The organism is Micromonospora sp. IBHARD004 (genome assembly GCF_052814115.1).
Window position 1 is genome coordinate 3,191,030 of sequence record NZ_CP199934.1, and the last position, 25,017, is coordinate 3,216,046.

General features: G+C 71.7%; 25 protein-coding genes and 1 pseudogene. 11 read left to right on the forward strand and 15 right to left on the reverse strand.

Features of this window, described 5'->3' with window-relative positions:
- Positions 1–334: 334 nt before the first annotated feature.
- Positions 335–1,018 (forward strand): DUF1345 domain-containing protein, encoded by a 684-nt coding sequence (locus ACTWO6_RS15480; RefSeq protein ID WP_446220309.1) that lies wholly within the window; start codon positions 335–337, stop codon positions 1,016–1,018.
- Here ACTWO6_RS15480 and ACTWO6_RS15485 read toward each other — a convergent pair.
- The gene (locus ACTWO6_RS15485; protein WP_446220310.1) at positions 996–1,217 is read right to left on the reverse strand and encodes a VOC family protein; all 222 of its coding nucleotides are present in this window, start codon (positions 1,215–1,217) and stop codon (positions 996–998) included. The two genes, ACTWO6_RS15480 and ACTWO6_RS15485, sit on opposite strands and share 23 nt — an antisense overlap.
- A gap of 87 nt (positions 1,218–1,304) precedes the next feature.
- On the reverse strand, positions 1,305–1,715 hold the full coding sequence (locus ACTWO6_RS15490; RefSeq protein WP_446220311.1) for a hypothetical protein: 411 nt from the start codon (positions 1,713–1,715) through the stop codon (positions 1,305–1,307).
- 397 nt (positions 1,716–2,112) lie between these two features.
- Here ACTWO6_RS15490 and ACTWO6_RS15495 point away from each other — a divergent pair, with 397 nt between their 5' ends.
- Positions 2,113–2,856: an SDR family NAD(P)-dependent oxidoreductase gene (locus ACTWO6_RS15495; protein ID WP_446220312.1), complete on the forward strand. Its 744-nt coding sequence runs from the start codon at positions 2,113–2,115 to the stop codon at positions 2,854–2,856.
- Between the two features lie 149 nt (positions 2,857–3,005).
- Entirely contained in the window at positions 3,006–3,386 is a 381-nt protein-coding gene (locus ACTWO6_RS15500; RefSeq protein WP_446220313.1) for a nitroreductase family deazaflavin-dependent oxidoreductase, read from the forward strand.
- Positions 3,387–3,678: 292 nt separating this feature from the next.
- On the opposite strand, the pseudogene ACTWO6_RS15505 reads toward ACTWO6_RS15500, so the two are convergent.
- A pseudogene (locus tag ACTWO6_RS15505) lies at positions 3,679–3,837 on the reverse strand (transposase); the annotation flags it as partial.
- A gap of 153 nt (positions 3,838–3,990) precedes the next feature.
- Between ACTWO6_RS15505 and ACTWO6_RS15510 the strand changes: the two are divergent.
- The 4 genes from ACTWO6_RS15510 to ACTWO6_RS15525 all read left to right on the forward strand — a co-directional run bounded on the left by ACTWO6_RS15510 (position 3,991) and on the right by ACTWO6_RS15525 (position 7,661).
- On the forward strand, positions 3,991–4,377 hold the full coding sequence (locus ACTWO6_RS15510) for a hypothetical protein (protein WP_446220314.1): 387 nt from the start codon (positions 3,991–3,993) through the stop codon (positions 4,375–4,377).
- Positions 4,378–4,511: 134 nt separating this feature from the next.
- Positions 4,512–5,549 (forward strand): phage tail tip lysozyme, encoded by a 1,038-nt coding sequence (locus ACTWO6_RS15515; RefSeq protein WP_446220673.1) that lies wholly within the window; start codon positions 4,512–4,514, stop codon positions 5,547–5,549.
- Between the two features lie 126 nt (positions 5,550–5,675).
- Positions 5,676–6,281, forward strand: a complete 606-nt coding sequence (locus tag ACTWO6_RS15520; protein WP_446220315.1) for a hypothetical protein — start codon at positions 5,676–5,678, stop codon at positions 6,279–6,281.
- 9 nt (positions 6,282–6,290) lie between these two features.
- Positions 6,291–7,661, forward strand: coding sequence for a sigma 54-interacting transcriptional regulator (locus ACTWO6_RS15525; RefSeq protein WP_446220316.1), 1,371 nt, complete (start codon positions 6,291–6,293; stop codon positions 7,659–7,661).
- On the opposite strand, the gene ACTWO6_RS15530 is transcribed toward ACTWO6_RS15525, so the two are convergent.
- The 6 genes from ACTWO6_RS15530 to ACTWO6_RS15555 all read right to left on the reverse strand — a co-directional run bounded on the left by ACTWO6_RS15530 (position 7,561) and on the right by ACTWO6_RS15555 (position 15,993).
- Positions 7,561–8,385: an amidohydrolase family protein gene (locus tag ACTWO6_RS15530; protein WP_446220317.1), complete on the reverse strand. Its 825-nt coding sequence runs from the start codon at positions 8,383–8,385 to the stop codon at positions 7,561–7,563. The genes ACTWO6_RS15525 and ACTWO6_RS15530 overlap by 101 nt on opposite strands.
- 3 nt (positions 8,386–8,388) lie before the next feature.
- Positions 8,389–10,212: a hypothetical protein gene (locus ACTWO6_RS15535; protein WP_446220318.1), complete on the reverse strand. Its 1,824-nt coding sequence runs from the start codon at positions 10,210–10,212 to the stop codon at positions 8,389–8,391.
- 14 nt (positions 10,213–10,226) lie between these two features.
- Positions 10,227–11,585, reverse strand: a complete 1,359-nt coding sequence (locus ACTWO6_RS15540) for a hypothetical protein (protein ID WP_446220319.1) — start codon at positions 11,583–11,585, stop codon at positions 10,227–10,229.
- Positions 11,586–11,588: 3 nt separating this feature from the next.
- Entirely contained in the window at positions 11,589–12,971 is a 1,383-nt protein-coding gene (locus ACTWO6_RS15545; protein WP_446220320.1) for a hypothetical protein, read from the reverse strand.
- 76 nt (positions 12,972–13,047) lie between these two features.
- Positions 13,048–14,304 (reverse strand): RNA polymerase factor sigma-54, encoded by a 1,257-nt coding sequence (locus ACTWO6_RS15550; RefSeq protein ID WP_446220321.1) that lies wholly within the window; start codon positions 14,302–14,304, stop codon positions 13,048–13,050.
- Positions 14,305–15,258: 954 nt separating this feature from the next.
- Entirely contained in the window at positions 15,259–15,993 is a 735-nt protein-coding gene (locus ACTWO6_RS15555; protein WP_446220322.1) for a hypothetical protein, read from the reverse strand.
- A gap of 98 nt (positions 15,994–16,091) precedes the next feature.
- Between ACTWO6_RS15555 and ACTWO6_RS15560 the strand changes: the two genes are divergently transcribed.
- Entirely contained in the window at positions 16,092–16,592 is a 501-nt protein-coding gene (locus ACTWO6_RS15560; RefSeq protein WP_446220323.1) for a hypothetical protein, read from the forward strand.
- Between the two features lie 54 nt (positions 16,593–16,646).
- On the opposite strand, the gene ACTWO6_RS15565 is transcribed toward ACTWO6_RS15560, so the two are convergent.
- The 4 genes from ACTWO6_RS15565 to ACTWO6_RS15580 form a co-directional block, all read right to left on the reverse strand.
- Positions 16,647–16,904 carry a hypothetical protein gene (locus ACTWO6_RS15565; RefSeq protein ID WP_446220324.1) on the reverse strand — a complete coding sequence of 86 codons (258 nt, stop codon included), beginning with the start codon at positions 16,902–16,904 and terminating at the stop codon, positions 16,647–16,649.
- A gap of 75 nt (positions 16,905–16,979) precedes the next feature.
- Complete coding sequence (locus tag ACTWO6_RS15570) at positions 16,980–18,212, reverse strand: RNA polymerase sigma factor (protein WP_446220325.1); 1,233 nt, start codon at positions 18,210–18,212, stop codon at positions 16,980–16,982.
- Positions 18,213–18,214: 2 nt separating this feature from the next.
- A complete protein-coding gene (locus ACTWO6_RS15575) occupies positions 18,215–18,616 on the reverse strand; it encodes a YciI family protein (RefSeq protein ID WP_446220326.1) in 402 nt (133 codons plus the stop codon).
- A 91-nt stretch (positions 18,617–18,707) separates the two neighbouring features.
- Positions 18,708–19,523, reverse strand: coding sequence for a class I SAM-dependent methyltransferase (locus ACTWO6_RS15580; RefSeq protein ID WP_446220327.1), 816 nt, complete (start codon positions 19,521–19,523; stop codon positions 18,708–18,710).
- 52 nt (positions 19,524–19,575) lie between these two features.
- Here ACTWO6_RS15580 and ACTWO6_RS15585 point away from each other — a divergent pair, with 52 nt between their 5' ends.
- The 3 genes from ACTWO6_RS15585 (at position 19,576) to ACTWO6_RS15595 (ending at position 21,427) form a co-directional block, all read left to right on the forward strand.
- Positions 19,576–19,782 (forward strand): hypothetical protein, encoded by a 207-nt coding sequence (locus tag ACTWO6_RS15585; protein WP_446220328.1) that lies wholly within the window; start codon positions 19,576–19,578, stop codon positions 19,780–19,782.
- A 46-nt stretch (positions 19,783–19,828) separates the two neighbouring features.
- Complete coding sequence (locus ACTWO6_RS15590; protein WP_446220674.1) at positions 19,829–20,653, forward strand: neutral zinc metallopeptidase; 825 nt, start codon at positions 19,829–19,831, stop codon at positions 20,651–20,653.
- Between the two features lie 126 nt (positions 20,654–20,779).
- Positions 20,780–21,427: an HAD family hydrolase gene (locus ACTWO6_RS15595; RefSeq protein ID WP_130335109.1), complete on the forward strand. Its 648-nt coding sequence runs from the start codon at positions 20,780–20,782 to the stop codon at positions 21,425–21,427.
- Positions 21,428–21,482: 55 nt separating this feature from the next.
- On the opposite strand, the gene ACTWO6_RS15600 is transcribed toward ACTWO6_RS15595, so the two are convergent.
- Both ACTWO6_RS15600 and ACTWO6_RS15605 read right to left on the reverse strand, forming a co-directional pair.
- Positions 21,483–24,038 (reverse strand): ABC transporter permease, encoded by a 2,556-nt coding sequence (locus ACTWO6_RS15600; RefSeq protein WP_446220329.1) that lies wholly within the window; start codon positions 24,036–24,038, stop codon positions 21,483–21,485.
- Positions 24,038–24,805 (reverse strand): ABC transporter ATP-binding protein, encoded by a 768-nt coding sequence (locus ACTWO6_RS15605; RefSeq protein WP_446220330.1) that lies wholly within the window; start codon positions 24,803–24,805, stop codon positions 24,038–24,040. Before ACTWO6_RS15605 ends, ACTWO6_RS15600 begins: the two co-directional genes overlap by 1 nt.
- Between the last annotated feature and the right edge of the window lie 212 nt (positions 24,806–25,017).

Genomic DNA, 25,017 nt, shown 5'->3' on the forward strand with positions numbered 1-25,017 from the left:
CCCTGGCGGACGCTTACGGCTTAAGCGTCAGCGACCGGCACCGGCTACCAGCCGCCATCCGCGACCGCTTACGCCGCAACGAGGCGTTCTGGCGAGACATCCTGGAGAACGACTGAGGCCAACCAGCAGACGTTCGCCGCCGCACTGAACTCGACATGACCGCGCTCACCGCGGCAGTTGCGGACGTTCCGCTCGCGTGCAGTCGGGTCGCACTGCTCGACGGGCGCAGAGGCAGGCGATTGCTGGATCCCTCAGTGAGCCATTCAGGTGACCAACGGGCTCGCTGTGCGCGGCTATGAGCACGCTGTGCGATGCGGTGGGAGACACTCGGACGATGACCGGCATGCCCCCGGAGACGATGTATCACCGAGCGCTGGGGTGGCACGCCCCTGCCCTGCGGCGAGCCGTCATCGTCGCCTCCATCGGGCTCATCGTCGCTCTGGCGCTCCTGCCGTTCATGACGTGGGAGTTGGCCGCGGTCGGGGGCTGGGACGCCGCTGCGCTCGCCTTCCTCCTCACCATCTGGCCGATCATTGTCCGAGCGGACAGCCCGCGCACCGAACTGCTCGCCACACGTGAGGACGAGACGCGGGGAACCGCCGCGGTGCTGCTGGTAGGGGCGGGCGTCGCCAGCCTGCTGGGTGTCGGCTTTGCTCTTAGCCTTGCCGGCCGGCAGAGCGGCTCAATGCGGGTGCTGCTCGTCGGCGTCGCAATGCTGACCGTCCTGCTGTCGTGGACCGTTGTCAACACGGTCTTCACCCTGCGCTACGCCGACCTGCATTTCCGATCAACGACCGGGGGGCTCGGCTTCGGCGGCCAGTCTGTGCAGGGGCGGCCCACCTACCGCGACTTGGCCTACGTCGCCTTCACGATCGGCATGACTTACCAAGTATCGGACACGGCCATCAGCGATCCGCGGATCCGGGGCAGCGTGCTGTCCCATGCCGTCCTGTCGTACCTATTCGGCGTGGTGATCGTGGCGGGTTCCGTCAACCTCATCGCCGACCTGGCCCGCTGACCGTGTCGTCCGCGTAGGTGATCGGGTCGCCGAGGACCGCGCTCCAGAACCGCGCCTCGGCCATTGGATCCGGGCAGTCGACGATCAGATGGTGGAGCCGGCCGACAGGCAAAGCGAACACCTTCTTTGTGGTCAGGCCCCGTGCCAGCACGGTTGTATGGCCACTTCCGGCACACGGGAAAGGTCGTGTCCGGACCATGTTTGTTCATCGTCGCCTAGGGTGTGCGGCCAGGAGGGACTGCCACCCGGGCGGACAGCGGCAGAAGCGGACGTTCGGTCAACGACCTCAACGGCGCGCCGTGAGGGGCACGAGGACGAGGACGGCAACGCCAAGTGCGGTGGCGCCGATAGCCCACCACCAGAAGAATCCCGAAAAGACCGAGGCGATCAGGAGCCCCATGCCGAGGCCGGCCAGCAGGCCGAGTGCGAACAAGGCCCGTGGGGGCAGGGCGAGGTGCGGCAGGCGCCGTACCACGAGCACTTCCAGCCAGGTGCCGCCCAACGCCAGCAGTGCTGCGCCGACCCCGTCTACGGCGGATAGTCCGTGACCTTCGCTGACGGGCACGAGGACTCGGCCCTCGTCACCGGCGGGGACGAAGAGGATGAGCACGCCGGCGACGATGAGCAGAGCGGTGATTGCTACCTGCGTGCGTGGCGCACCCCCGACATCTTGAGACATCGCTACAGTCTCGGTCATCCGCCATGGTCTCCGCAGGAGCCGTATCGCCGAACATCGAATGCCGGCGGTAGTCGCCGCGTCTTGATCTCGCCTTCCTCGCCCAACCTTGCGCGATCCGCCGGCACCGACCAGCGGCAGATCCGCGTACGTGACCTTGGTTGGCCGAGACGTGACGCGGGGTCTTTAGGAACTCCGCGATTTCGGCGCGGGCGGCCCTGGAGGTGTAGGAGAGCCGAAGATCGGTTCCGGCGCGGTAGTGGCCGGTGCGGGGCAGGTCCGGTCGAGGTCGCTGTCTCGCACGAAAGTGCCAAGCACGCCTACGGCTCTCTCGTTGTCGACCACGACGAAGATCTGGTATCGCTGCAGGGCGGAGACATCCTCCGGAACTGGAGCGCGAGCAGGAGGTCACGCCGCCATGCCGACTCGACCGTCGTTCGTGGTCACCGGGGGCGCTCGAGGCGTCGGTCGGGCCATCACCGAACGCCTGGCTCGCGACGGTCAGGTCGTCGTGCTGGATGTCACCGGTCAACTTGCCTGGCAGCACGAACGCATCGTGCTGGTCACCGGCGACGCCCGCGATCCTGAGACGGCCCAGCGAGCGGCCGCGACCGCCGAGGCCACGGGCCCGCTGCTCGGCTGGGTCAACAACGCCGCGATCTTCCGCGACGCCGGTCTCGGCGACGCCTCGGCCGCCCAGATCCTGGACCTCGTCACCGCGAACCTGGCCCTGGCCCTCACCGGCTGCCACACCGCGGTCAACCACTTCTTAGCGCACGAGCGCGACGGCGCCATCGTCAACGTCTCCTCCCACCAGGCGCAGCGCCCTGTCCGCGGAGCACTGCCCTACGCGACCGCGAAGGCGGCGGTCGAGGGCTTGACCCGCGCCGTGGCCGTGGATCACGGGCCGGCCGGCATCCGCACCAACGCCGTCGCGCTGGGCTCCATCGCCACCGACCGGTTCGAGCAGTACCGTGCCCAGCACCCCGAAGTGGACGTCCAGATGGCCGCACTGCATCCGCTGGGCAGAGTGGGCGACCCGAGCGAGGTGGCAGACGCCGTCGCCTTCTTGTTGTCTCCCGCCGCCGGATTCGTCAACGGCGTCGTCCTTGCCGTTGACGGCGGACGAGCAGCCAACGGCCTCGACCCCGAAGCCACCTGACCGGAACCGAGCACCCATCGCCGCATGAGCGCGCATCTGGCGACCTAAGGCGGCTATCCACCGACCCCCTGGTCTGGTAGATAGTGACCATGGCGAAACGGTCTGGCGGATTCGGTAAAGCGCTCACGCGAGGGTTTCTGCGTACGGCCGTGTGGCTGTACCGGCGCAGCGGCGGGAAGCTCGGCGGCAAGATGTTCGGCGCACCGGTGCTGTTGCTGACCACGACCGGGCGCAAGTCGGGGCGGTCGTGGACGGTACCGTTGATGTACCAGATCGACGGCGACCGCTGGGTGATCATCGCGTCCAACGGCGGCAGCGCCAGGCACCCCGCCTGGTGGCTCAATCTGCGCTCGCAGCCGAACGCCTCCGTACAGATCGGCCGGCAGACGCATCTGGTCACCGCCGTCGAAACCGCTGGCGAGGACCGCGAGCGTCTGTGGCGGCAGATGGCCGACATGTACAAGGGCTACGACGGGTACGCGCGGAAGACCACCCGCCAGATTCCCGTGGTTGTACTGCAAAAGCGCTAACGCATGCTGCCCGACGGTTTGCACGCCCGCAAGGCGGCAGAAGAGGATGTCCGCGAGCCGTCAGCTGCGGCTGGCGTACAGGTAGACCCGTGGCCGTATCCGCTACGTCGAGATTTGATGTGGCCCAGCACGGTGGCCACGACGGCGACCGACAGGCCGGACACCGACACCAGCGCGAGGCTACGGGCGATGGAGACCGAGTTCATGTTTCTCAGGCTTCCCGGTCCACGCCACGTGCCCGATATCGGGAACCACCCCGTCCGCGCCACCGCCGAGACGTCGGCGAGGTCGAATCGCGCGGCATGTCGATCTCGGCCTGGCCGCTGTGCTCGGTCAGCACCGTCTTCGGCCGAATGCCGTTGCGGATGTTGCCCAAACCAGTACCGGCCGGGTCGTGCTTCGCATAACTCAGATGCTCAGTCATCTCCTCGTTCGGCGCGGTCTCAAGCACCGCGGGCCAGCCCGGACGGTCCAGTCCTGGCCGATGCAAAGCACCAACCATCGGCGTTATTCTCAGCGGCACCGTAAGCAGCGAAGGCTAGGGCCGCCAGCCAGCGGTGCCGGGTCACCCGGTCGGTGGTCTTGCTTCCCGAAGGGGTGACGGATGACCGATCTTGGATCAAGGTACGTGGCTGCTCTGGCGGCCAAAGACACAAACCGCCTTCTCGCACTCTTTGTCCCAGACGTGATCTTCCGTGGCATGACGCCCGGGCGTTTCTGGGAGGCGGATTCCCCACAGCGGATCGTGCACGAGGTGCTGTACCAGTGGTTCGAGCCCGATGACGTTATCGAAAAGATTGAGCATGTCGAGGCGGGGCACGTAGTTGATCGCGAACGCATCGACTACCGCTTCCGGGTCCGGAACGCCGACGGCCCATTCATCGTCGAGCAGCGGGCCTACTTCGACACTGACGGCGCCGGTCACATCACCCGAATGCACGCGATCTGCGCCGGGTATCGGCCCACCACCGACCCGATCGGGGAACGGTAGCTGCCGTTCCGGCGTACGCGCAGCCGCGGCCCAGCGGCGTCGGGCTTGCCGATTTCCGTCAGCGGTGATGATGCATCGAGCCACGTTGGGTCAGCTGCTGGACCGGCTGGAGCGCGGTCTTCATCTCGTACGTGATGCGCATCGCGGGCGCCGGACCCGCCTTCGCGTACTCGCGGGCCCATCAGACCTACATCCGGGCGGCGCGGCGGAACCGGCTCGGCGGCGTCACCGGCAATCCGTTCTGGGCGTACCGCGCGGACGAGATCGTGCCGCGGATCGGCGACCTGGTGTGCGCCTCGCGGTCGGGCAGCGGCGCGACGTACGACAACATCGGCGACGGGCAGTACCGGCCGACGCACTGCGATGTGGTCAGCGAGATCGGTTCCGGCGGGATCTGGGTGATCGGCGGCAACGTCGACCAGACGGTCGGCCGGAAGTGGTTGACCACCCTGCCGGACGGGCGGCTGAGCCTGGCCGGCAAGCAGAGCCGGTTCTTCGCCGTGATCAGTTGCGGCGGCCAGCGACCGGTGCTCACGCCAACCCGTGGTGCGCCGTCTTCTCCACCCGCCGCACCGGCTCCCGCCGGGGTCGAGGGCCGCGCGGTGCGGGTCATGGAGTTGCTCGTCCGCCGGTACGGCTATCCGGTGAACGGCGCGGCGGGCCTGGTCGGCAACCTCATCGCAGAGTCGGGCGTGATTCCGGAGCGGATCGAGGGCAGTGCCGAGGGCACACCGATGCGTGCGGCCGACTTCAGCGGACGGGTGCGGACCTTCACGCCCGACGAGATCCGCGACCGAGACTACACCCGGCGGCTGGGACCGAAGCTGCCCGGCGTCGGGATCGCCCAGTGGACCAGCCGCAACCGGCGGGCCGGTCTGTTCAGCCACAGCCTCCAGGGCCGGCGACCGGGCTCGGCGATCCTGTCCGATCTCGACGCCCAGGTCGACTACCTGGTCACCGAGCTGCGCCGCGACTACGGCCAGGTGGACGCCACACTGCGGTCGCCCGGGATCACCGTGGACCGAGCGTCCGACGTGGTCCTGCTGCGGTTCGAGAGGCCGGCGGTCGTGGTCAACGGGCAGCCGGGCGATCCGGCGGTGCAGCAGGCGCTGGCTCGCCGCCGGGCACACGGCGCACGCGCACTGGCCGCCTATCGGCGCGCGCATCCGTAGTCGGCGGTTCGTCGCGGCCGGGCAGAAGGCAGCTCGCAGCCGCGTCGAATCGGATTGCCGACGCATGCGATTCGCACCGCCTCACCTGCTCTTACGATGTATCCGGCTTCGACGGAGGGTCCCGCCGTGAACAGCTACTTCCTCGAAATCATCGAACGCGCTTCCGATCGCTATTCCTGGGTTTTGGTGCTGTATCGCGATGGTCAGCGGCGGGTCATCGCGCGGGCGTACCGCGACTACCGTTCGCTCCGGAAGGCGGCAAGGGCCGCCGAGGCGCTGCAGAAGGCCGTCGGTAGCGCGGAGATCGTGTACGCCTTCCCGCCGACACCCGACTACACCTTCCAGATCCTCCGGGACGTGCTTCCGCTGCCGGTCGGCTCCGCCGAGTCCACCGAGGACCAGCGTTCGCAGCCGCCACAGAGCTCAGTCACTCAGAGCCCAGCCATCCTGCGGCGCCCGACCACCTCGCGGGCCGCCCGCATGGACGACGGTGCGCCCACACGCCCTGGCGTGGGCGAAGGTGAGCATGCCCCCGCTCCCGTCAGTGCGCCGGCACGCCCTGACGCGGGCGAGGGTGAGCATGCCCCCGCTCGCGCCGACGACGCCGCTCCCGCGGCGGGAGCCGCGCTCGCGAAGGAGCCGGCGGAGGACAAGCCGGCGCGTCCCCGCAAGCAGCAGACATCGCCCGCCCCGCGCGGCCGGGGCGCCGCCAGGGCCACCGCGCAGAGTTGAGCCTCGGGCATGGCCCCGGAGACGTCCCTCTCGCGGCCGGCCGCGCCCGTCGAGGCGCGGCTGGACGCCGCCGGTCTGCCGGCCGCCCGGACCGCTGCGCTGCGGGAGGCCCTCGCCGCGGCCGGCGTCCGGCCATGCCCGCACGCCCGCAACGGCATCGTGGTCCTCGACCCGCGCCGTCCCGGTGCCGCGGACCGGGTCAGGGCCCTCGCCGGTCCCGGCCGGCTGCTCGTCCTGTCCCCGTCGGAAGCGCCTGTCGGTGACGCCGGTTGGGCACTCCTGCGGGCCGGCGCCTCCGATGTGCTCGCCTGGACCGGCGACGAGGTGGCCCCCGCGGTGGCGCGGCGACTGCGCCGTTGGCAGGTCGTCGACGAACTGCTGGACTGTCCGTACGTGCGGGAATTCCTGGTCGGCGACAGTGCGGTATGGCGCTCCGTGCTCCGCGAAGCTGTCGAGGCCGCGCGGTTCACCACGGCGGCCGTGCTCATCACCGGCGAGAGTGGCACCGGCAAGGAACGCATGGCTCAGCTGATTCACGACCTCGATCCCCGTCCCGCCAAGAAGAAGCTGGTCATCCTCGACTGCAGCACCGTCGTGCCGTCGCTGTCCGGGAGCGAGTTCTTCGGGCACGACAAGGGCGCGTTCACCGGCGCCTCCGTGGCCCGGGCCGGCGCCTTCGAGCTGGCCGACGGCGGCACCCTGTTCCTCGACGAGGTCGGCGAGCTGCCGGTCACCCTGCAGGCGGAGTTGCTGCGGGTCATCCAGGAGGGCACGTACAAGAGGGTGGGCAGCAACATCTGGCGCAAGAGCACGTTCCGGCTGATCTGCGCCACCAACCGTGACCTGGCCGTCGGGCAGGCGACCGGCGCCTTCCGCGGCGACTTCTTCCACCGCATCTCCGGCTGCACGCTGCACCTGCCCGCCCTGCGCGAACGCGTCGGCGACATCATCCCGTTGGTGGAGCACTTCTTCCGGCAGGCGACGCCCGGTCGCGAACCGCCCCCGCTCTCCGGCGCGGTGCGGGAGCTCCTCGTCCGCCGGTCGTACCCGGGCAACGTCCGGGACCTTCGCGGCCTGGCCCTGCGGATCGTTCACCGACACCTCGGCGACGGTGAGATCAGCATCGGCGATGTCCCGGACCGGGAGCGCCCGCCGGCCGGCCCCGCCGCCACCACCGATCGGGGACTCGAGGAATGGGTCCGGGGCCGCCTCGCGCGGGGTGACACCCTCGAGGAGATCACCGCCGGCGTCCAGGAGAAGGTGGTGCGGCTGGCCATGCTCAACCAGGGCGGGAACCCGCGGCTAGCGGCTCGCTCGCTGGGCGTGCCCGGCTCGACCCCGTTGCCGTCCGGCGAAACCGCAGTCGCGCCGGCCGGGTGAGCCGAAGGAAGTTGCCGCCGAGGACCAGCGCCTCGGCGGCCGGCGGCAGGCCCAGCAGGCGTACCTTCGCCAGCTCGGCGCCCGGGTGCAGCCAGGGACCGTCCGAGCCGAACAGCACCTTGTGCGGCCCGGCCCGACGCACCGCGCGCAGCAGCAGGTCGAATCGGCGTACGCCGGACGTGTCGGTGTAGACGTTGGGACGTTCGGCGAGCACGGTGCAGAACGCGGCCTGCGCGCCCCAGTCGTCGGCGAAGCTGCCCAGGTGCGGGATGACGAAGTCGACGTCCGGGTACGCGGCGGCGAACAACGCGACCTGGGTGGTCTCGCCGGCCACGTCGTACAGGACGGGCAGCCGCAGTCGGCGCGCCGCCTCACAGATCTCGCGGCTGAGCCGCGCGTCGTGCCGATGCACCTTGACGCCGCAGAAGCCGAACCCGTCCACCGCCCGCCGGACCAGCGGCAGCACCCGACCGCGGTCCCGCTCGGCGTGGACGAACGCGAAGCCGGTGAAGCGGTCGGGCCGGGCGGCGACGATCCAGCCCACCTCCTCGTTCGCGACGGCGTAGTCGGTGTGGAAGGCGGCGAACAGGTTCGACCGCCAGATGCCGGCCTCGTCGCAGCGCCTCAGGTACCTGCCCAAGGGGGCCTCGGTGTCCCAGGGCCCGGTGAACCCGTCACCGGGCCCCGCGTGGCAGTGTGCGTCGATGATCGGCGGCGGGCGCATCGGTCAGCCGCGGTACGTGGGGTACGGCCGCCGCCGGGCATACCCGTTCGACGACGTCTCCGGACGCCGGTTCATGCCGCGACCGGTTACGGCGCGGTACGCGTGGCAGTACTGCTGAACCTCGCGCCGGAAGTACCGGGCCCAGTTCGCCGCCTGGTCGGGGTCGCTGACCGAGGTCCACGCGCCGAACCGGATGCTCAGCAGCAGCTGCTCGCCGTACGCCGCGAGGTCCCGGAAGTGCAGCACCGAGATGTCCGACCAGCCCTGCAGCCGGTTCATCCCCTCCACCGCATCGATCCAGGCCTCCGGGGAGTCGACCATGACCCGCGACGGCAGGAAGTCGCGCATCTCCGGCCGGCTCAGGATCCACTGGCTCATCAGCATCTCGTGCCGGGCTGTCCAGGGCAGGTCGCCGTACTGGTTGTGGGCGCCCTGGGTGAGCAGAAGATGGGTCTCCTTCAGCCCGTTCAGCACGTCGAAGCCGTTGGCGATGACCACCGTGTTGTCGTCCCGGTCGTAGAACTCCATGCACTCGGCGAGCAGGCTGTGGAACGCGCCCATGAAACGCGACCGGGCGTCCGCCACCCGCCGGTCCGGGCCGCCGAGCGACAGGCCGTAGAGGTGCTGGTACTCGTTGTCGCGACGGACTTCGGTCAGCCGGTGCTGTTCGTCCTGCGCCCAGCCCCACAGGATGTTGTTCAGCGGGCGCAGCGGGTCGACGTCCAGTCCGGCCAGCGGATCCCGTCCCGGATAAACGGGCGCCCGGTTCTGGAACCGCCAGTTGATCGCGTTGATGGTCTGCACCAGGCCGCTGCGCTCCAGCCAGTACGAGTGGATCAGCTCCAGGAAGCAGGGGTTCGTGAGCTTCTCGGCCAGGATCCCGTAACAGACCGCGGCATCGTCGTCGTCCGTGCCGCTGCCGACCACCGGGACGTCACCGAGCTTGCGGCGGACCAGCCCGAGGTACGGCAGCACGTCCAACTCCCCGCCGCGCCCGTCCGGGGTCTCCACCAGGTACCGCCGATACTGCGCCTCCAGGTCACCCCGACGCACGTCCCGGTTCAGCCGGGCGCTCTCCTCGTCGAGGTCGACACGGCGGAAGTCGCCGTGGTCGGTCCGGCAGTTGATCATGATGAAGACCTCGGTCGCGGCCTTCAGCAGGCGGTACCGGTCCACGTTCGGGAACGGCAACGCGGTGCGGCGGTCGGTTCGCCGCAGCTCCTCGCGGGTGTCGCGGGAGCCCTTCCGCCCGCGGCCGAGCCCGTTCCGGCCGTCGCACCACACCCGGTCCATGAACCGGATGTAGTTGTCGAAGCCCAGCGCGTTGGTGCTGGTGCGGATCGCCACCCAGAGCGCCTGGTCCGCGGTCGGGGCGACGGCGGCACGCCGGAGGCTGACCGACACGTCGTCGCCGGACGCGAAGGGCGCCTGCACGACCCGGATCGGATCCGCCGTATCGGTATAGGTGGTCGTTCGCTCGGAGATCCCGACCCGGGTCAGCGTGATGGACACCGTCCAGGAGCCGACGGCGAGCTGACTGGTGTCGAGGGTCGCTCGGATCTGGAAGTCGGTGACGTCCGGATCGTCCGTCTCGAAGGTCACCCGGTTGCCGGTCACCGTCGTCGCGCCGAGCAGCGCGATCGCGGTCTCCCGCGGGGACAGGACGACCGGTCCCTCGATCCTCCACGTGACGTCGAAGGCGCCCTGGAGGGTTGTGGTGGCGACGAGCAGCACGATGCCACCGGTCGTGATCTGTGTCGGCTGCGCGGTGAGCTCGAGCTCCCTGGTGTCGGCCTCTCGGCTGCCCATTCGGACCACTTCAGTCATGGTGTTTCCTCCGATCAGATGGCAAGGGACAGGTGGTCGGTGACGGGCGGCGGATCCGCCCAGATGGCGGGCTGCCCGACGACCATCGGGACATCGGCGCGGCGGGCAGCGTTTCGGGCGGTGGCGAGTGTGCTGGTGACCGCCCACCCGGTGATCAGCCGGCGCAGGATCCACGCCTCGCGTTCCGGGGTGAGCAGCCCGTTGGCGCGGGCCTGGCCGATCACCGCGAACGCCAGCGTGGGTGGGGCGCTGGCCATCCGGCCCGGGTCGGACTGCCAGGCCCGGAAATGCCGGAGCAGGGCGTCCGGGCGTACCTCCGGGTTGCGCAGCACCGCACCCAGCCGGCGGCCGTCCAGTGTCGGTGGCTGGTGGTTCACCAGCATCGTGACCAGCGCGGGCATGGTGGCCTCCAGATCGGCGATCGCCGCCGTCAGCGGCGGCGGGACGCCCTCGATCGGGTACATCGCCCGCCAGACCGCGGCCAGCCGGCGCCATTGCGGGTCCGGATAGAGCCGGTCGCCGATCGCGCAGCTGAGCAGGACGCGGACCCAGGGGGTGGGGTGCGGGTCGTCGTCGGACGGGCGGAACACGAAGGGCGGCGGCAGGCTCACGAGGGCGATCAGCCCGAGCGTGGAACCGATTCCGATCCGTCCGATGGACCAGTAGTCCGCCACGATCTCGGAGATCCAGCGGTCCCACCGGTCCCACGCGGACGGCCGGCCGCGACCCCGCCGGGTCCGGCGCAGGTCCGCCCGCAACGAGCCGACGAGCCCGAGCAGTGCCGCACCCTGGTGACCGACCTCGTGCACCAGCGACGACGCGATGCCGTACCCGACGATCCGCTCGCGCGGGATCCGGATGATGGCGACCGGGTTCTCGCCGCCACCGGGCAGCCGGGTCCGGACCCGGCGGATCGCCCCACCGAGACCGCGATGCAGAGCACAGACCACCGGCGGCCCGTCAACCAGCCCCCCGGGCACGCGCAGGGCCTCGGCGGCCGCCACATCCAGACCGGACAGCAGAACCCCGTTGTCGCTCTCGCTGCGCTGGGTGATCACTTCGGAGAAGAGGTCGAACTGCGACAGCGAGTTCTGAAAGGCGATCCGCAGAGTCCAGAACCGGCGCTGCTGCTCGGCGGCCGGTGCGGTCGCTCCCGGGCCGTGCAGCCATCGGAGGTACGCCCACGCCCGCAGCCCGACCTCGCGGCGCCCGGCCAGCAGGTACTCCTCGATGCCGGACAGCGCCGCCGGGGACAGCGCCGCCGCCGCGACGGCGGTCTCCTGGAGCACGAACGGCTTGACCAGGGCGAGCCGGGCCAGCAGCGCGCGCGTCTCCTGCTCCAGGAGACTGGTCGCGGACGGGTGCGCGGTCATCGCTCAGGCGCCCAGTACGACGATCTTGCCGCGACGACGCACCCAGCGGCCGGCCTGGCCGTCGCCGTCGGATCCGTTCATGCCGGGTGCCTCCCCAGCCTCCTGGGCGTAGCCGCCGGGCTGGTACTCGCCCTGGTTCCATTCGCCTTGGTCCCACTCGCCTTGGTCCCACTCGCCCTGGTTCCATTCGCCCTGGTTCCATTCGCCCTGGCCGGGTTGGCCGGGCGGCGGACCATCCGGCGGCGCGGCCGGGCCCGACGGCGCCGGCTCGGGCGGGACCACCGGGGGCGCCGGCGCGCCGATCGGCACCGCGACCCAGCGGTATCCGGGCTGCGGCGGGCCGGGTGGCTCCGGCGACGGTCCGGGGAAGGCGGCCGGCGGCGGCCCCATCGGCTCCGGCGGACCCTCGACGTATCCGGAGGGTGGCGGGTAGCCGTACGGGTATCGGTAACCCCCGTAGCGCGGGCCGCGGTAGCCGCCCCAGTGGCGCGGGCCGCGGTACCCGCCGTAGGACCGGCGGTACGGCCGGCCGTACCGGGAACCGCCGCGCGATACGCCGTAGCGTCGAACCCCGAGCGCCCTCCGCACCAGCGGCGAGACCGCCCGCAACGCGCGGCCGAACAACGGCCGGGCCAGCCGGCTCGCGGCGCGGATGATGCCCAACTCGCCGACCACCTCCGGAGGGGCCCCCGGCGGAGCCGAGGCCACGTTCTGGGCGGCGGCCGCGGTCAGCCGTACGGCCTGCCGGGCCGCCTCGAACACCTCCTGCTCCTGGCTCAGCCCCGAGGTCTCCGTCTCGAAGACCTCGCCCGGCGACAGGCCCGTGCCGGGCACGACGGTCCGTGCGACCGGCGTCATCGCCTCGACCAGGGCGCGGCCCTGCGGCGAGCTCGCCGCGTTCCGCACGCCCTGCAGCGCCGAGCCGACCACGTTGACGATCTTGCCGAGCACCTGCTTGAGCTCGTCCTCATCGGACACCTCGAGCAGCCGGCCGGCCAGTTCGGCCTCCTGGGCCGGGCTCAGCGGCACCTCCTCCTCGTACTCCGCCTCGCCGAGGAACCGCTTCAGGAGGTTGCCGATGAACCGTTCCTCGTCCTCGCCCTCCTCGCCCTCCTCGTACTCGGCCTCCTTGCCGCCGCCCAGGCTGCCGAGGATGGCGGGCAGCAGCTTGAGGCCGGCCGCGACGATCGGCAGGAACTGCTCCTCGCCGGCGTCCTCGTACTCGTTCTCGTACTCGTCCTCGAACTCGGCGCCGCCCTGGGCGAACTCGTCGTCGTCGGGGGCCCAGCGCCGCCGGCGGCGCCACCAACGGCGGCGGCCCATCTCGTCCTCGCCCTGGTTCCACTCGCCCTGGCCGTTCTGACCGGCCACCGTGGTGTCGAACATGGGTGTCTCCCGTCGTCGAAGATGCGGGGTCGCTACGCCCCCGGATGACTGCAAGAAAGGGGCCAGGCCCTGGAAATCACCGCAGTGCGGCCGACGTGAAGCCGAGCCGGGCACGGTGCTTGGCCACGGTGCGCCGGGCCATCGGGTAGCCCGCCTCGCGCAGCAGATCGGCAAGTTGCTGATCGGACTGCCGGCCGCGATCGGACACCAGCAGCCGGCGCAGCGCCTCGTCGGCGCCGCCACTCGCCCCGAAGAACGTCGCCAGGGAGGTGACCGTGCGGTCAGGCAGCAGCACGTACTTCTCCGCAACCGCCCGGCTCACCGTGGACTCGTGCAGGTCGAGCGCCGCGGCGACCTCCGACCGGGTGAGCGGCCGCAGCCGCGCCGGGCCGCCGGTCAGGAAGGCACGCTGGTGCCCGGCCACGTACTCGGTGACCCGGCGCAGCGTCTCCCAGCGGTCGCGCAGCTGGGCGAGGAACATCCGGGCCGCCCCGACGCCGGGCCCACCGAGTCGCACGCGCAACCGGATGGTCGCCGCCTCCACCAGCTCCACCCGGAACCCGGCCGGGGCCGCGGGGTCCGCTCCGATCACCGCGTCGGGCACGACGTACGCCGGTGCTGCGGTGCCCCTGCCGTCGAAGGCGGGATACGGCCGCAGCCGCCGCCGAATCACGTCAAGCGCCCGTTGCACCTCGTCGCGGGTGGCGCCGAGCCCGTCGGCGATCGCGGCGAAGTGCCCGCGGGCCAGCGCCGGCAGGTGCCCGGCGATGACCGCGCGGACCAGCCGGTCGTCCGGCAGGCCGAGAGCGTCGAGTTGCAGCAGCAGGCATTCCGCGATGCTCGTGGCCCCGACGCCGGGCGGTCCGCACCGGCGGATCACCCCGACCAGCGCGGCCACGTGCTGTTCGGTCGTGCCCAGCTCGGCGGCGAGCTCGGCGCATGTGCGGTCGAACAGACCGTGCTGGTCGAGGCTGTCGATCAGGTAGTCGACCGCGGCGGCGTCGGCCGTACGCGTCTCGGCGTGCGCCGCCTTCCGCAACGCCTGGCAGTCCGACTCGGAGTCCGGCACCTCGGCCGCGGGCCGGTGCTGGTCCGGGCCGACGCCGCGGGACGGCACCGCACACACCGGGCAGCGCGTCCGCCACGAACCCCGGCAGACCGGGCACTCGCCCGGCTCCAGGCGTTCCAGGGCGGTGTTGGCGTTCAGTTCGTCGTCCACCAGGCTCTGCAGCGCGGCGTACGGCAGCATGAGCATCTCGCCGAAGGCGATCAGCGCTGGTGACACCTCGAGACCGAGCCGGGGTGCCATGGTGAACTCGAACGTGGGGGACAACCTGGACCTCCCCGGGCAGAACCGCGACGCCGTACGGCGTACCTCGCGATCTGTCTCTTCAGCAGGATCCGGGCCAGGTCATCCGGGCAGAGGGCTCGAGTCCGTGATCCGACACCGCACGAAGCGTCGCGGCTGTGACCAGGCTCGACACCGGCCCGCCAGCGTGGGCCATGGTGGTGCCTACCCTGGCCTTCACGGTCGTCCGGCAGGTCCTCGCCATGGTTGGGCTGGGCCCGTCACCAAACGCCAAGGACGTGGAGATCGCCATCCTGCGTCGGCTTGCTGTACTTCCGTCCTGTACCCGTTGTTGCGGTCCGACATCCGCCCTGGGGCGGCGCCCCGTGCGGTAATGTCTCCCGCTGTCCGTAGCCGGCCCGGGAGACGGGCTGATCAGTCCGGCCAAGGACGTCCACAGTGTTGTCACATCGACTGGGTGGTCTTCAAGGAAGACCACTTGCCAGTCAAGATCTAGGCTTGGCGGCTCGGGCGGCTTGTTGTCTTCCGAGAACCAGCCCACGAAGACGCACGGCTGTACCTCAAATCAGGCTAGGACAACTGAAGGCCGTCGCTGGTCCTCCCGCTGTGCGCGTAGTAGTAGGCCACGCCTTCGATGTTCGCGGCGTCATCAGGCAGGCAATCGGCCTGTCTGGCGGCGACGTCCAAGTCGCGCAGTGCCCCGACCAAATCGCCGTCAGCGCGGAGGTATCGTGTCTCGCCGCGCCTGCAACGAAGACGAAAAGGATCGTGCCCCCACAGGCCGTTGGTTGCACCAGCATGGCAGATATCGAAAGTCGACGTCGCGACGGCGGTCAGCTTGGTACCGCCTCGTCAGACACGGTCTGCGAGCTGGCCTCTTGCCGCGTTGGTGCGTCCGTACCACAAGCGGTCAGCGCGAGCACGCAGGCTAACGCGGCCAGACCGGCCGCACGCCACCTTCGCCGTCCTGGCCCTCACCTACGCGATCAAGTGGTCGCGCCGGAAACGAGCGGCGGCGTAGGTGTACCAGTCATTCCAGTCCCTGGAGCGCCACTGCGAGGCCGGGCCGCGATAGGACTGGTCTCCCATTCGGCTACCGAGGTCGCGCCAGAAGATCGCGCGCTGGTTCTTAGTCAACACGCGGCCGTGCAGGTAGCCGGCGACCAAGCCGGCGTGGTGATTGGCCTTCGCGACCTTGGCTCCGTCCGGGAAAAAGCTGTTCCGGAAGACGAGATTGCCGTAGTACTCCCGAACCAGGCGCGCCGACCGCCCGTCCGCGCCCATCACGGCGCCCCGGGAGTATCCCGAAGCCGACGACTCTTTCGCGATTGTCTCGGCCGCCGCCTGGTAGGGCGCGCCGAGCGCGAGGAAGTTACCGACCAAGGCGAGGGCCGGGCCGGCAATGGCGAGGCCGCCGATCAATGCGGAGGTCTCTGCGAATATCTCGGCGGTGAGGAGACCAGCATGAGCGAGTTCCACCCAGACGTGCGCTGAACGTCCCCTTTGCAGATCCTGCGCGAAATCACCGACGACACGCTTGGCATCGAGCCGGTATTCGATCGGGATGTACTTCCGGTAATCGGGGTCGTCGGGGAGCGCCTCCCGAAGCGACTTCGGGCGCAGCCGCCCGGTCGCCCTGGCCGGGATCGGCGCCTCCAGCTGACCGAACCTTCGTCCCCAGGGATCAGTGGGATATCCGAGTGGCCTGCTCATTCTCGTCTCCTTCAGCGCAAAACGGCGGCCTGTCAAAGCTGGTCTACTCGGATCGCTGCAAGTTTCGGGCCAGGGCAACCGGCCGCGCGGCGGCGGTGGTGACGCGGCAGGGCCCCGGCAAACACGGTCGACCGACCCGCGACCACGAGGACACCGAGATCGCCGTGCCCGCCGACCGGTTCGCCGAGGTGGCGGAGCGCTTCCCGGACTGCGACTTCCACGTCGTCGGGGATGGCCGGGCCGTACCGCCGTCGCCGGAGGCGCTGCGGGCCCACCACCAGACGTGGGCGTGGCAGCGCGGGCCGGCGGTGTGGCGGTTCGACGTGTTCCGCGAGCCGCACGACGGCGGCACCTGGATCTGCCGCCGCGACGCGCGGATCCGCCGTCCGTACGCGGAGCTCATCCGGCACGACCCGGGCGGGATCCCGTACCTCTGCCCGGAGGTGGTCCTGCTGTTCAAGGCGAAGGCCGTGCGGGACAAGGACCGGGCGGACTTCGACGTCACGGTGCCGCTACTGTCGGCCGCCGGTCGCCGGTGGCTCGACGGGGCTCTGGCGCTGGTCCACCCGGGGCACCCGTGGCGGGAGCGGCTGCGCTGACGGTGGAAACCTCGGCACGAGACCGGCCGGCTCGGCCGCGGACGACGCCGCCGGTTAGGGGTACAGGGCCGCCAGCGCCGCCGCGCGGACCTCGGCCGGCGGCTGGTAGCCGTACCGGCCGAGCTCGTAGCTGACGGCGGCCGGGTAGCGGCGGCGCCACTCCCGGAAGTTCGCCACCCCCTCGAACCGCTCGCCGGACTGCGGGAACTCCAGGACGGCGTCGGGGTGGTAGATCTCGTGCGCGGTGTCCTCGTCGGTGCCACTGTGCGCGAGGTAGTGCGTCAGCGCCGCCCGGACGGCCTGCTCGTCCATCGCTCTCCTTGCGATCGGTGGCTCCGCACCGAGGCTACGGACGTCCGGCGGCGGCGGACCGGGAAAGCCGGACAGTCAGCCGAGGCGGGCCGCCCGGCCGTGCAGGTAGCGCTGCTGGGACAGGTTCTGCGAGCGCCGCGCCGCCGTCAGGTACGCCTGCCGCGCCGCGTCCGGCTCCCCGGCCAGCTCCAGCAGGTGCGCCCGGGCCGCGTGCCGCCGCGGGTCGTCGGCGATCCGCCGGTCGGCGGCGAGGCCGTCGAGCAGTTCCAGCCCGGCGCGGGGGCCCCGGGCCATGGCGACCGCCACGGCGTGGTTCAGCCGGACCACCGGGTTGTCGGAGATCTCCAGCAGCAGCTCGTACAGGGCGACGATCTGCGGCCAGTCGGTCGCCTCGACGTCGGGCGCCTCGTCGTGCAGGGCGGCGATCGCCGCCTGGAGCTGGTACGCGCCGACCGCGCCGCGGGGCAGCGCGGCGCTGACCAGGGCCACCCCCTCGGTGATCTGCCCGGCGCGCCATCGTCGGCGGTCCTGCTCGGCCATCGGCACCAGCTCCCCGCCGGGCCCGGTACGCGCGGGCGTGCGCGCGTCGGTGAGCAGCATCAACGCCAGCAGCCCGGCCACCTCGGGGTCGTCGACCAGCCGGTGCAGCATCCGGGCCAGCCGGATCGCCTCGGCGCGCAGGTCGGCGCGGTGCAGGTGCGGGCCGGCGGTGCTGGCGTACCCCTCGGTGAAGATCAGGTAGAGCACGTGCAGCACCGCGTCGAGGCGGGCCGCGCGCTCCGCCGGCGCGGGCAGGGCGAACGGGACGCCACTGTCCCGGATGCGCTGTTTGGCGCGGGTGATCCGGCGGGTCATCGTCGACTCGGGCACGAGGAACGCGCGGGCCACCTCGGCCGTGTTCAGCCCGCCGACGGCCCGCAGGGTGAGCGCGATCTGCCCGGCCGGGGGCAGCGCCGGGTGGCAGCAGAGGAAGAGCAGGATCAGGGTGTCGTCGGCCTCGGCCGGTGGCCGGTCCGCGGCCGGCGCGAGCCACCGGTCCGGTGGCAGCCGACGGGTCACCGTCTCCTCGCGCTGGCGGCGGGCCCGCTCGCTGCGCAGCAGGTCCGTCAGCCGCCGGGAGGCCACGGTGATCAGCCAGGCCTTCGGGTCGTCGGGCAGGCCGTCGCGGGGCCACCCGGTGGCGGCGGCCAGCTGCGCCTCCTGGGTGGCGTCCTCCGCGGTGTCGAAGTGCCCGTACCGGCGGACGAGCGCGCCGAGGACCTGCGGCACCAGGCGGCGCAGCAGGTCCTCGACGGTCTCGTCGGCCACGGTCAGCCCTGGAGCTCCCCGACGCCGTCGAGGACGGGCCGCACGTCGACGTACTCGCCCTCGGCGGCGGGGTTGACGAACCGGGCGGCGATCTCGGTGGCCCGGTCGAAGCTGACACAGTCGACCAGGGTGTAGCCGGCCAGCACCTCCTGGGTCTCGGCGTACGGGCCGTCGGTCACGACCGGCGCACCGTCGCGCAGCCGGATCCGGCGGGCGTGCACCGGCGCGGTGAGGCCCTGCGCGTCGACCAGCTCCCCGGACTCGGCCAGCTCCTGATGGACCGCCGCCATGTGGGCGTGCATGGCCGCCAGCTGCTCCGGCGACATCGGGGGCTGGTCACCGGGCACGCCGGACATGGCGTCGTAGTCCCGCTGGGTGCCGTAGAGCATGATCAGGTACTTCATGGTCGCTCCTCTCGGGTGGCGCCGGTCGCGCCGTTCACCGGAGACGTCGGTGCCGAGGAGCCGCACCGGACATCCCGAGAGTAGGCGGCGCTCAGACGACCCGGCCGGAGGCGAGCAGCGCGGCGGTGGGCAGGACGAGCATCCCGTCGGCGTCCCGGTAGCGGGCGCTGAGCAGGTCGTACTGCTGTCGGATCCGGTCGCGGACCGCCACCGGCTGCCGTTCCATCAGCAGGCCGAGCGTCCCGATCCCGTTCGCCGGGCCGGCCCACCAGTCCTCCGGGTCGGCGCGGTGGTCCCAGGCCAGCGTCGCGCACCGCACCTCGGCCAGCCCGGCCGCGGCCAGCAGCGCGGACAGGCCCTCCTCGGTGCGCGGGAAGTCGCGCTCGGTCGCCACCCGCGGCAGGTCCGCCGGGGCCTCGCCGCCCGCAGCCGTGAAGATCTCGCCCCAGAGCCGCTGCAGCGGCGGCTGCGGGTACGGCCAGATGGTGACCGCGACCCGGCCGCCGGGCCGGACCACCCGGCGTAGCTCGGCCAGTCCCGCGGCGGGGTCGCCGACGTGGTTGAGCACGAAGTTGGCGACCGCCGCGTCGAAGCCGCCGTCCGGGAACGGCAGCCGCGGCAGCGTGGCCCCGCGGATCTCCGCGCCGGGCGCGTGGCGGCGGGCCGCGTCCAGCATGGTCGGTTCGGCGTCCACCGCCACCACCTCGGCGCCGCGGCGCAGCGCCCGCGCCGCGACGGTGCCGGGCCCGGTGCCGACGTCGATCACCCGCCGTCCGGCCCGCACCGCCGCCGCGTCCAGCAGCGCTTCCGCCGGGTACGCGCACAGCGTTGCGAAGCTGCGCTCGTACGACGCGGCCCGCCCCGCCCAACGGGACCGCTCATGCGTGTCGAAGACGTCGATGATCATGGCCGGCAGCGTAGTCGTTCCGAGGGGTGCGCGGTGGTCCTACCGTCGGGGCATGACGACCATCCTGGTGGTGCTGGCGGTCCTGGCCGTGGTCGTCGCGGGCGCGTACGGCGCGGTCGCGTGGCGGGAACGGCGCTCGGCCCCCGGCGACCCCGCCGCCGCCCGGGAGGCCCGGGTTCGCCAGCACCGGTACGAGGCCGAACGGCACGGCTCGCAGGGCGACACGTGGCAGCGCGGTCAGCGGGACTCGTCCAGCTGAGCGCACCCTGCGGGGAGCGCCGGTGAAGGCGACGACCCGGTGGCGCGTGATCGACACGTGGGCATCATCGGCGCGCGGTCGGGGTACTGCGCACCACAGGGACGAGGCCGGGGAGGCAACCGTGGGGGAGAGCGCGCGACGTCGGCAGCCGGGCCTGCTCGCCGGTCTGCTGGTGGCGGTGGTGGTGGCCGCCGGCTGCATGGGCGGCGGGCTCGACCAGGGCGAGCCGCAGCAGCCCGGCCCGGAGCAGACCCGGCAGCCCGTCTCGCCGGGCGCGAAGACCACCCGGGCCGACGGCACCACCAGCGTCGCCGAGTTCAAGCAGGACTTCAGCGACGCGGTCGACAGCGCCGAGGACTACTGGACCGCCCAGTTCCAGGCCTCCGGCGAGCGGTTCCAGCCGGTCCGGCGGGTGGTGCCGTACACCCGGGAGGGGGAGGTCTCCTGCGGCGGGCAGCCGCTGCCGCGCAACAACGCCGTCTACTGCTCGGCGGGGGACTTCATCGCCTACGACGTCAACTGGTCCGTCGGCGCGTTCCGGCAGATCGGCGACGCGTTCCTGTTCTACCTGCTCGGCCACGAGTACGCCCACGGCATCCAGGTCCGCCTCGGCATCCGCTACAACTTCACCATCCAGCAGGAGCTGCAGGCCGACTGCATGGCCGGGGCGTACCTCGGCGACTCGGTCCGCGACGACCGGTTGACCCTCGCGGAGGGCGACCTGGACGAGTTCCGGGAGGGGCTGCTCGCGGTCGGCGACGACCCGGACCAGCCGTGGTTCGCCGAGGGCTCGCACGGCACCGCCGAGCAGCGCACCGACTCGTTCTTCCGCGGCTACGAGAAGTCCCTCGGCGCCTGCGGGCTGGGCTGACCGCGGCGATGCCGCAGGTCACGCCCGGCCGACGCGGCGCGCGGCGGACCCGGACCGGCTGAGAGGATCGGCGGGTACGTCCGCACCCGTCAGGAGGCTCCGCTGAGCAGCAACCACCCCGCCGCCGTGCTCTTCGACATGGACGGCACCCTCGTCGACAGCGAGAAGCTGTGGGACGTCGCGTTGCAGGAGCTCGCGGCGGTGTACGGGGGCAGCATGTCCGACGCGGCCCGCAAGGCGATCATCGGCACCAGCATGGCCGACTCCATGCGGATCCTGCACGACGACCTCGGCCAGCCGGAGCGCGACCCGGAGGCCAGCGCCGCCTGGATCAACGCCCGCATCCTGGACCTGTTCCGCACCGGCCTGCGCTGGCGGCCGGGCGCGTTGGCGCTGCTGCGGGCGGTCCGCGCGGCGGGCATCCCCACCGCCCTGGTGACCTCCAGCGGCCGACCGCTGGTCGAGGTCGCCCTCGACACGCTGGGGCGGGACAGCTTCGACGCGGTGGTCTGCGGCGACGAGGTGGACGCGGCCAAGCCGCACCCGGAGCCGTACCTGACCGCCGCCCGGCTGCTCGACGTGCCGATCGGGCGCTGCGTGGCGATCGAGGACTCGCCGACCGGGGTGGCCAGCGCCCTCGCGGCCGGGGCGGCCGTGCTGGCCGTACCGGCGGAGGTGCCGCTGCCGCCGACCGACGGCGTACACCAGCTGGAGAGCCTGACCGGGGCGGACCTGGAGCTGCTGGCGGCGCTGCTCGGCGAACCGCCCGCCTGACCGCGACACGCGAAGGGGCCCCGCCGACCGGCGGGGCCCCTTCGTCGCGTGCGGGTCACTCGTGGGCGATGGCGCCCAGCACGTTGATCCGCGCGGCCCGCACCGCGGGCAGCACCGCGGCGATCACGCCGATGATCGCGGCCAGGGCGAGGAAGACCCCCATCTGGCCCCACGGCAGGACCAGGTCGGTGATCCCCTCGTCCTTGAGCGCCCGGACCACCGCGGCGCCCAGCCCGGTGCCGACCGCCACGCCGAGCAGCGCCCCGAAGATCGAGATCACCACCGCCTCGACGGTGATCATGCGCATGGTCTGCGCCCGACGCAGCCCGATCGCCCGCAGCAGCCCCAGCTCCCGGGTCCGCTCCAGCACCGACAGGGCCAGGGTGTTGATGATGCCGAGCACCGCGATCACGATCGCCAGCGCCAGCAGGATCTGGATCATCCGCAGCGGGGTGTCCAGCTGGCTGGTCTGCTGCTTGATGAACGCGTCCCGGTCCGCCACCGACACCTCCGGGCTGTCGGCGAGCAGGGTCTCCACCCGCGGCTGCACGTCGGCGACCCGGGCGCCGGGCGCGAGCTGCACGAAGCCCTGGATCGGCTGCGGGATGGCGAAGTCGGTGGCCGCCTGCGGCGGCAGCACCACCGGGTTGGTCAGCTGCGAGCTCTCGTAGATGCCGCTGACCGTGTACGTCCGCGCCTCGCCCCGGGACAGCTGCACCGTCACCTGCGAGCCGACCGACACGTTGCGCGACTTGGCGGTGTCCGAGCTGAACAGCATCTGGTCCGGGCCGAGCCGGCTGATGTCACCGGCGGTGGTCTTCGCGCCGAAGATCCGCTGCAGCGCGGCGACGTTGCTCGACGCCCCCACCCAGGTGCGGGTGCCGTTGACCGTGGCCATGTCGCCGTACTCGCCGTCGACCAGCTGCACGCCCGGGATCGCCGCCGCCTTCTCCAGCACCGTCGGGTCGAAGCTCGGCGGGCGCGGCCCGCTCTGCGCCCCGGAGATCACCAGCTCGGCCTTGATGGTGTCCGCGGCCACCTTGCTGATGCTGCCCTTGGCCGAGTCGAGGATCACCGTCACGCCGGTCACCAGGGCGATGCCGACCATCAGCGCGGCGGCGGTGATCGCCGTGCGGCGCGGGTTGCGGCCGGAGTTCAGCCGGCCCAGCTTGCCCGGCACCGACCAGGCGAAGAGCGCCCCGAGCAGGCCGACCACCGGCCGGCTGATCAGCGGGGTCAGCAGCGCCACCCCGATGAAGGCGAAGAGCACGCCGCCGAGGATGGTGGCCAGGGTGCTGTCGCCGGCGTGGCCGTTCAGGCCGAGAAAGAGCAGCGTGGCGCCGATCGCGGTGACGATCCCGCCGGCCACGGTGACCTTGGTCAGCGGGCGGTCCGGGGTGGCCACGTCCTGCATCGCGGCGATCGGCGGGATCCGGGACGCCCGCAGCGCCGGCAGCAGCGCCGCCACCACGGTGATCACCAGGCCGACGCCGAAGGCGCCGATCACCGCCGCCGGCGGCACGCCGAGCCCGGCCAGGCTCAGCCCGCCGGCCAGCTTCCCGAACAGGTACGCCAGCAGCGCGCCGACGCCGATGCCGGCGGCCAGCCCCAGCACGGAGGCGATCAGGCCGACCACGATGGCCTCCAGCACCACCGAGCCGATGATCTGCCGCCCGCTCGCCCCGATCGCCCGCATCAGGGCCAGCTCCCGGGTGCGCTGGGCGACGATGATCGAGAAGGTGTTGAGGATCAGGAAGGTGCCGACCAGCAGCGCCACCGCCGCGAAGCCGAGCAGGATCTTGTTGAAGAAGGAGAGCGCCTCCTTCAGGCTGGCCGCCTGGTCGGCGGCGGCCTGCTCGCCGGTCTTCACCTCGTAGCCGGCGCCCAGGGCGGCCGACACGTCGTCGCGCAGCCGCTCGGCCGACACGCCGTCGGCGGCCTTCACGCTGACGTTGGTGAAGGTGTCCGGCTTGCCGAGCATCAGCCGCTGCGCCACCGGGGTGGTGAAGACGACCTCGTTCACCCCGCCGATCGAGTCCCGGCCACCGCTGTAGCCGAAGACGCCGACGATGGTGAACTCCTTCTTCGGCTCCAGGGTCAGCACGCCGACCCGGTCACCGACCTTGACCTTTGCCGCGTCCGCGAGGGCCTGGTTGACGACGATCTCGTCGTCGGCCCGCGGCTCCCGGCTGCCGTCGCGGAGCTCGAGCAGGTCGTCCTCGCCGACCCAGTTCTCGCCCAGCTGCGGCGGCCCGAACGAGGTCACCACCTTGCCGTTGCTGCCGATCAGCCGGGCGCCGTCGGCGTTGACCAGGCCGGTGACCTCCGCCGCGCCCGGCACCTTCGCCTTCACCTGGTCGACCACCGACGCCGGCACCGGGGTGGGCACCTGCTCGCCCTCGGCCTCGCTGAGCTCGACCTTCGGCTTGCCGGAGACGATGACGTCGATGTGCGAGTACCCGTCGGCGAAGACCGCGTCGAACGACCGGCCCAGGGTGTCGGTCAGCACGAACGCGCCGGAGACGAACATGACGCCCAGCACGACGGCCAGGCCGGACAGCAGGAGGCGCACCTTGCGCGCCAGCAGGCTCTTCCACGTGGCGCGGAACATCAGCGCGCCACCTCGGCGGGGGTGTCCAGCTTCTTCATGGTGTCCAGCACCGTGTCGGCGGTCGGCTCGACCAGCTCGGAGACGATCTGCCCGTCGGCGAGGAAGATCACCCGGTCGGCGTACGCGGCGGCGGTCGGGTCGTGGGTGACCATCACGATGGTCTGGCCGTGCTCGCGGACCGAGTTGCGCAGGAAGTTCAGCACCTCGGCGCCGGAGCGGGAGTCCAGGTTGCCGGTCGGCTCGTCGGCGAAGATCACCTCGGGGCGGGCGACCAGGGCCCGCGCGCAGGCCACCCGCTGCTGCTGGCCACCGGACAGCTGCGCCGGCCGGTGCCTCAGCCGGTCCCGCAGGCCGACCGTGTCGATCACCGTGTCGTACCAGGCCGGGTCCGGCTTGCGGCCGGCGATCGACAGCGGCAGCAGGATGTTCTCCTGCGCGGTGAGCGTGGGCAGCAGGTTGAACTGCTGGAAGATGAAGCCGACCTTGTCCCGGCGCAGCTTGGTCAGCCCGGAGTCGCCGAGCCCCGTCACCGTCGTCTCGCCGATCGACACCGTGCCCCGGGTCACCGAGTCCAGGCCCGCCAGGCAGTGCATCAGCGTCGACTTGCCGGAGCCGGACGGGCCCATGATCGCGGTGAACCGGCCGCGCTCGAACTCCGCGGTCACCCCCCGCAGCGCGGCGACCTGCGCCTCGCCGCTGCCGTACAGCTTCCACACGTCGTTGGCCCGGGCCGCGGCCTGCACCTGCGGACCCACCATCGCGGTCACGTCATCTACCTCTTCCGTCTGCCTGCATTTTCCGCACCGCCCCCGCTGGTCGGTGCGACAGTTTCCATCCTCGGCCCGGTGGCTGGAGGATCCGTCCACCCCCGGACGTATCCGATGCCGGAGATCCTGCTGCGGGTCGGCCCCGATCCCGACTCAGGGTTGCCCCTGACCCGGCCGTGGTCGACCGGTTTCCCGCACCGCCGGGACGTCGT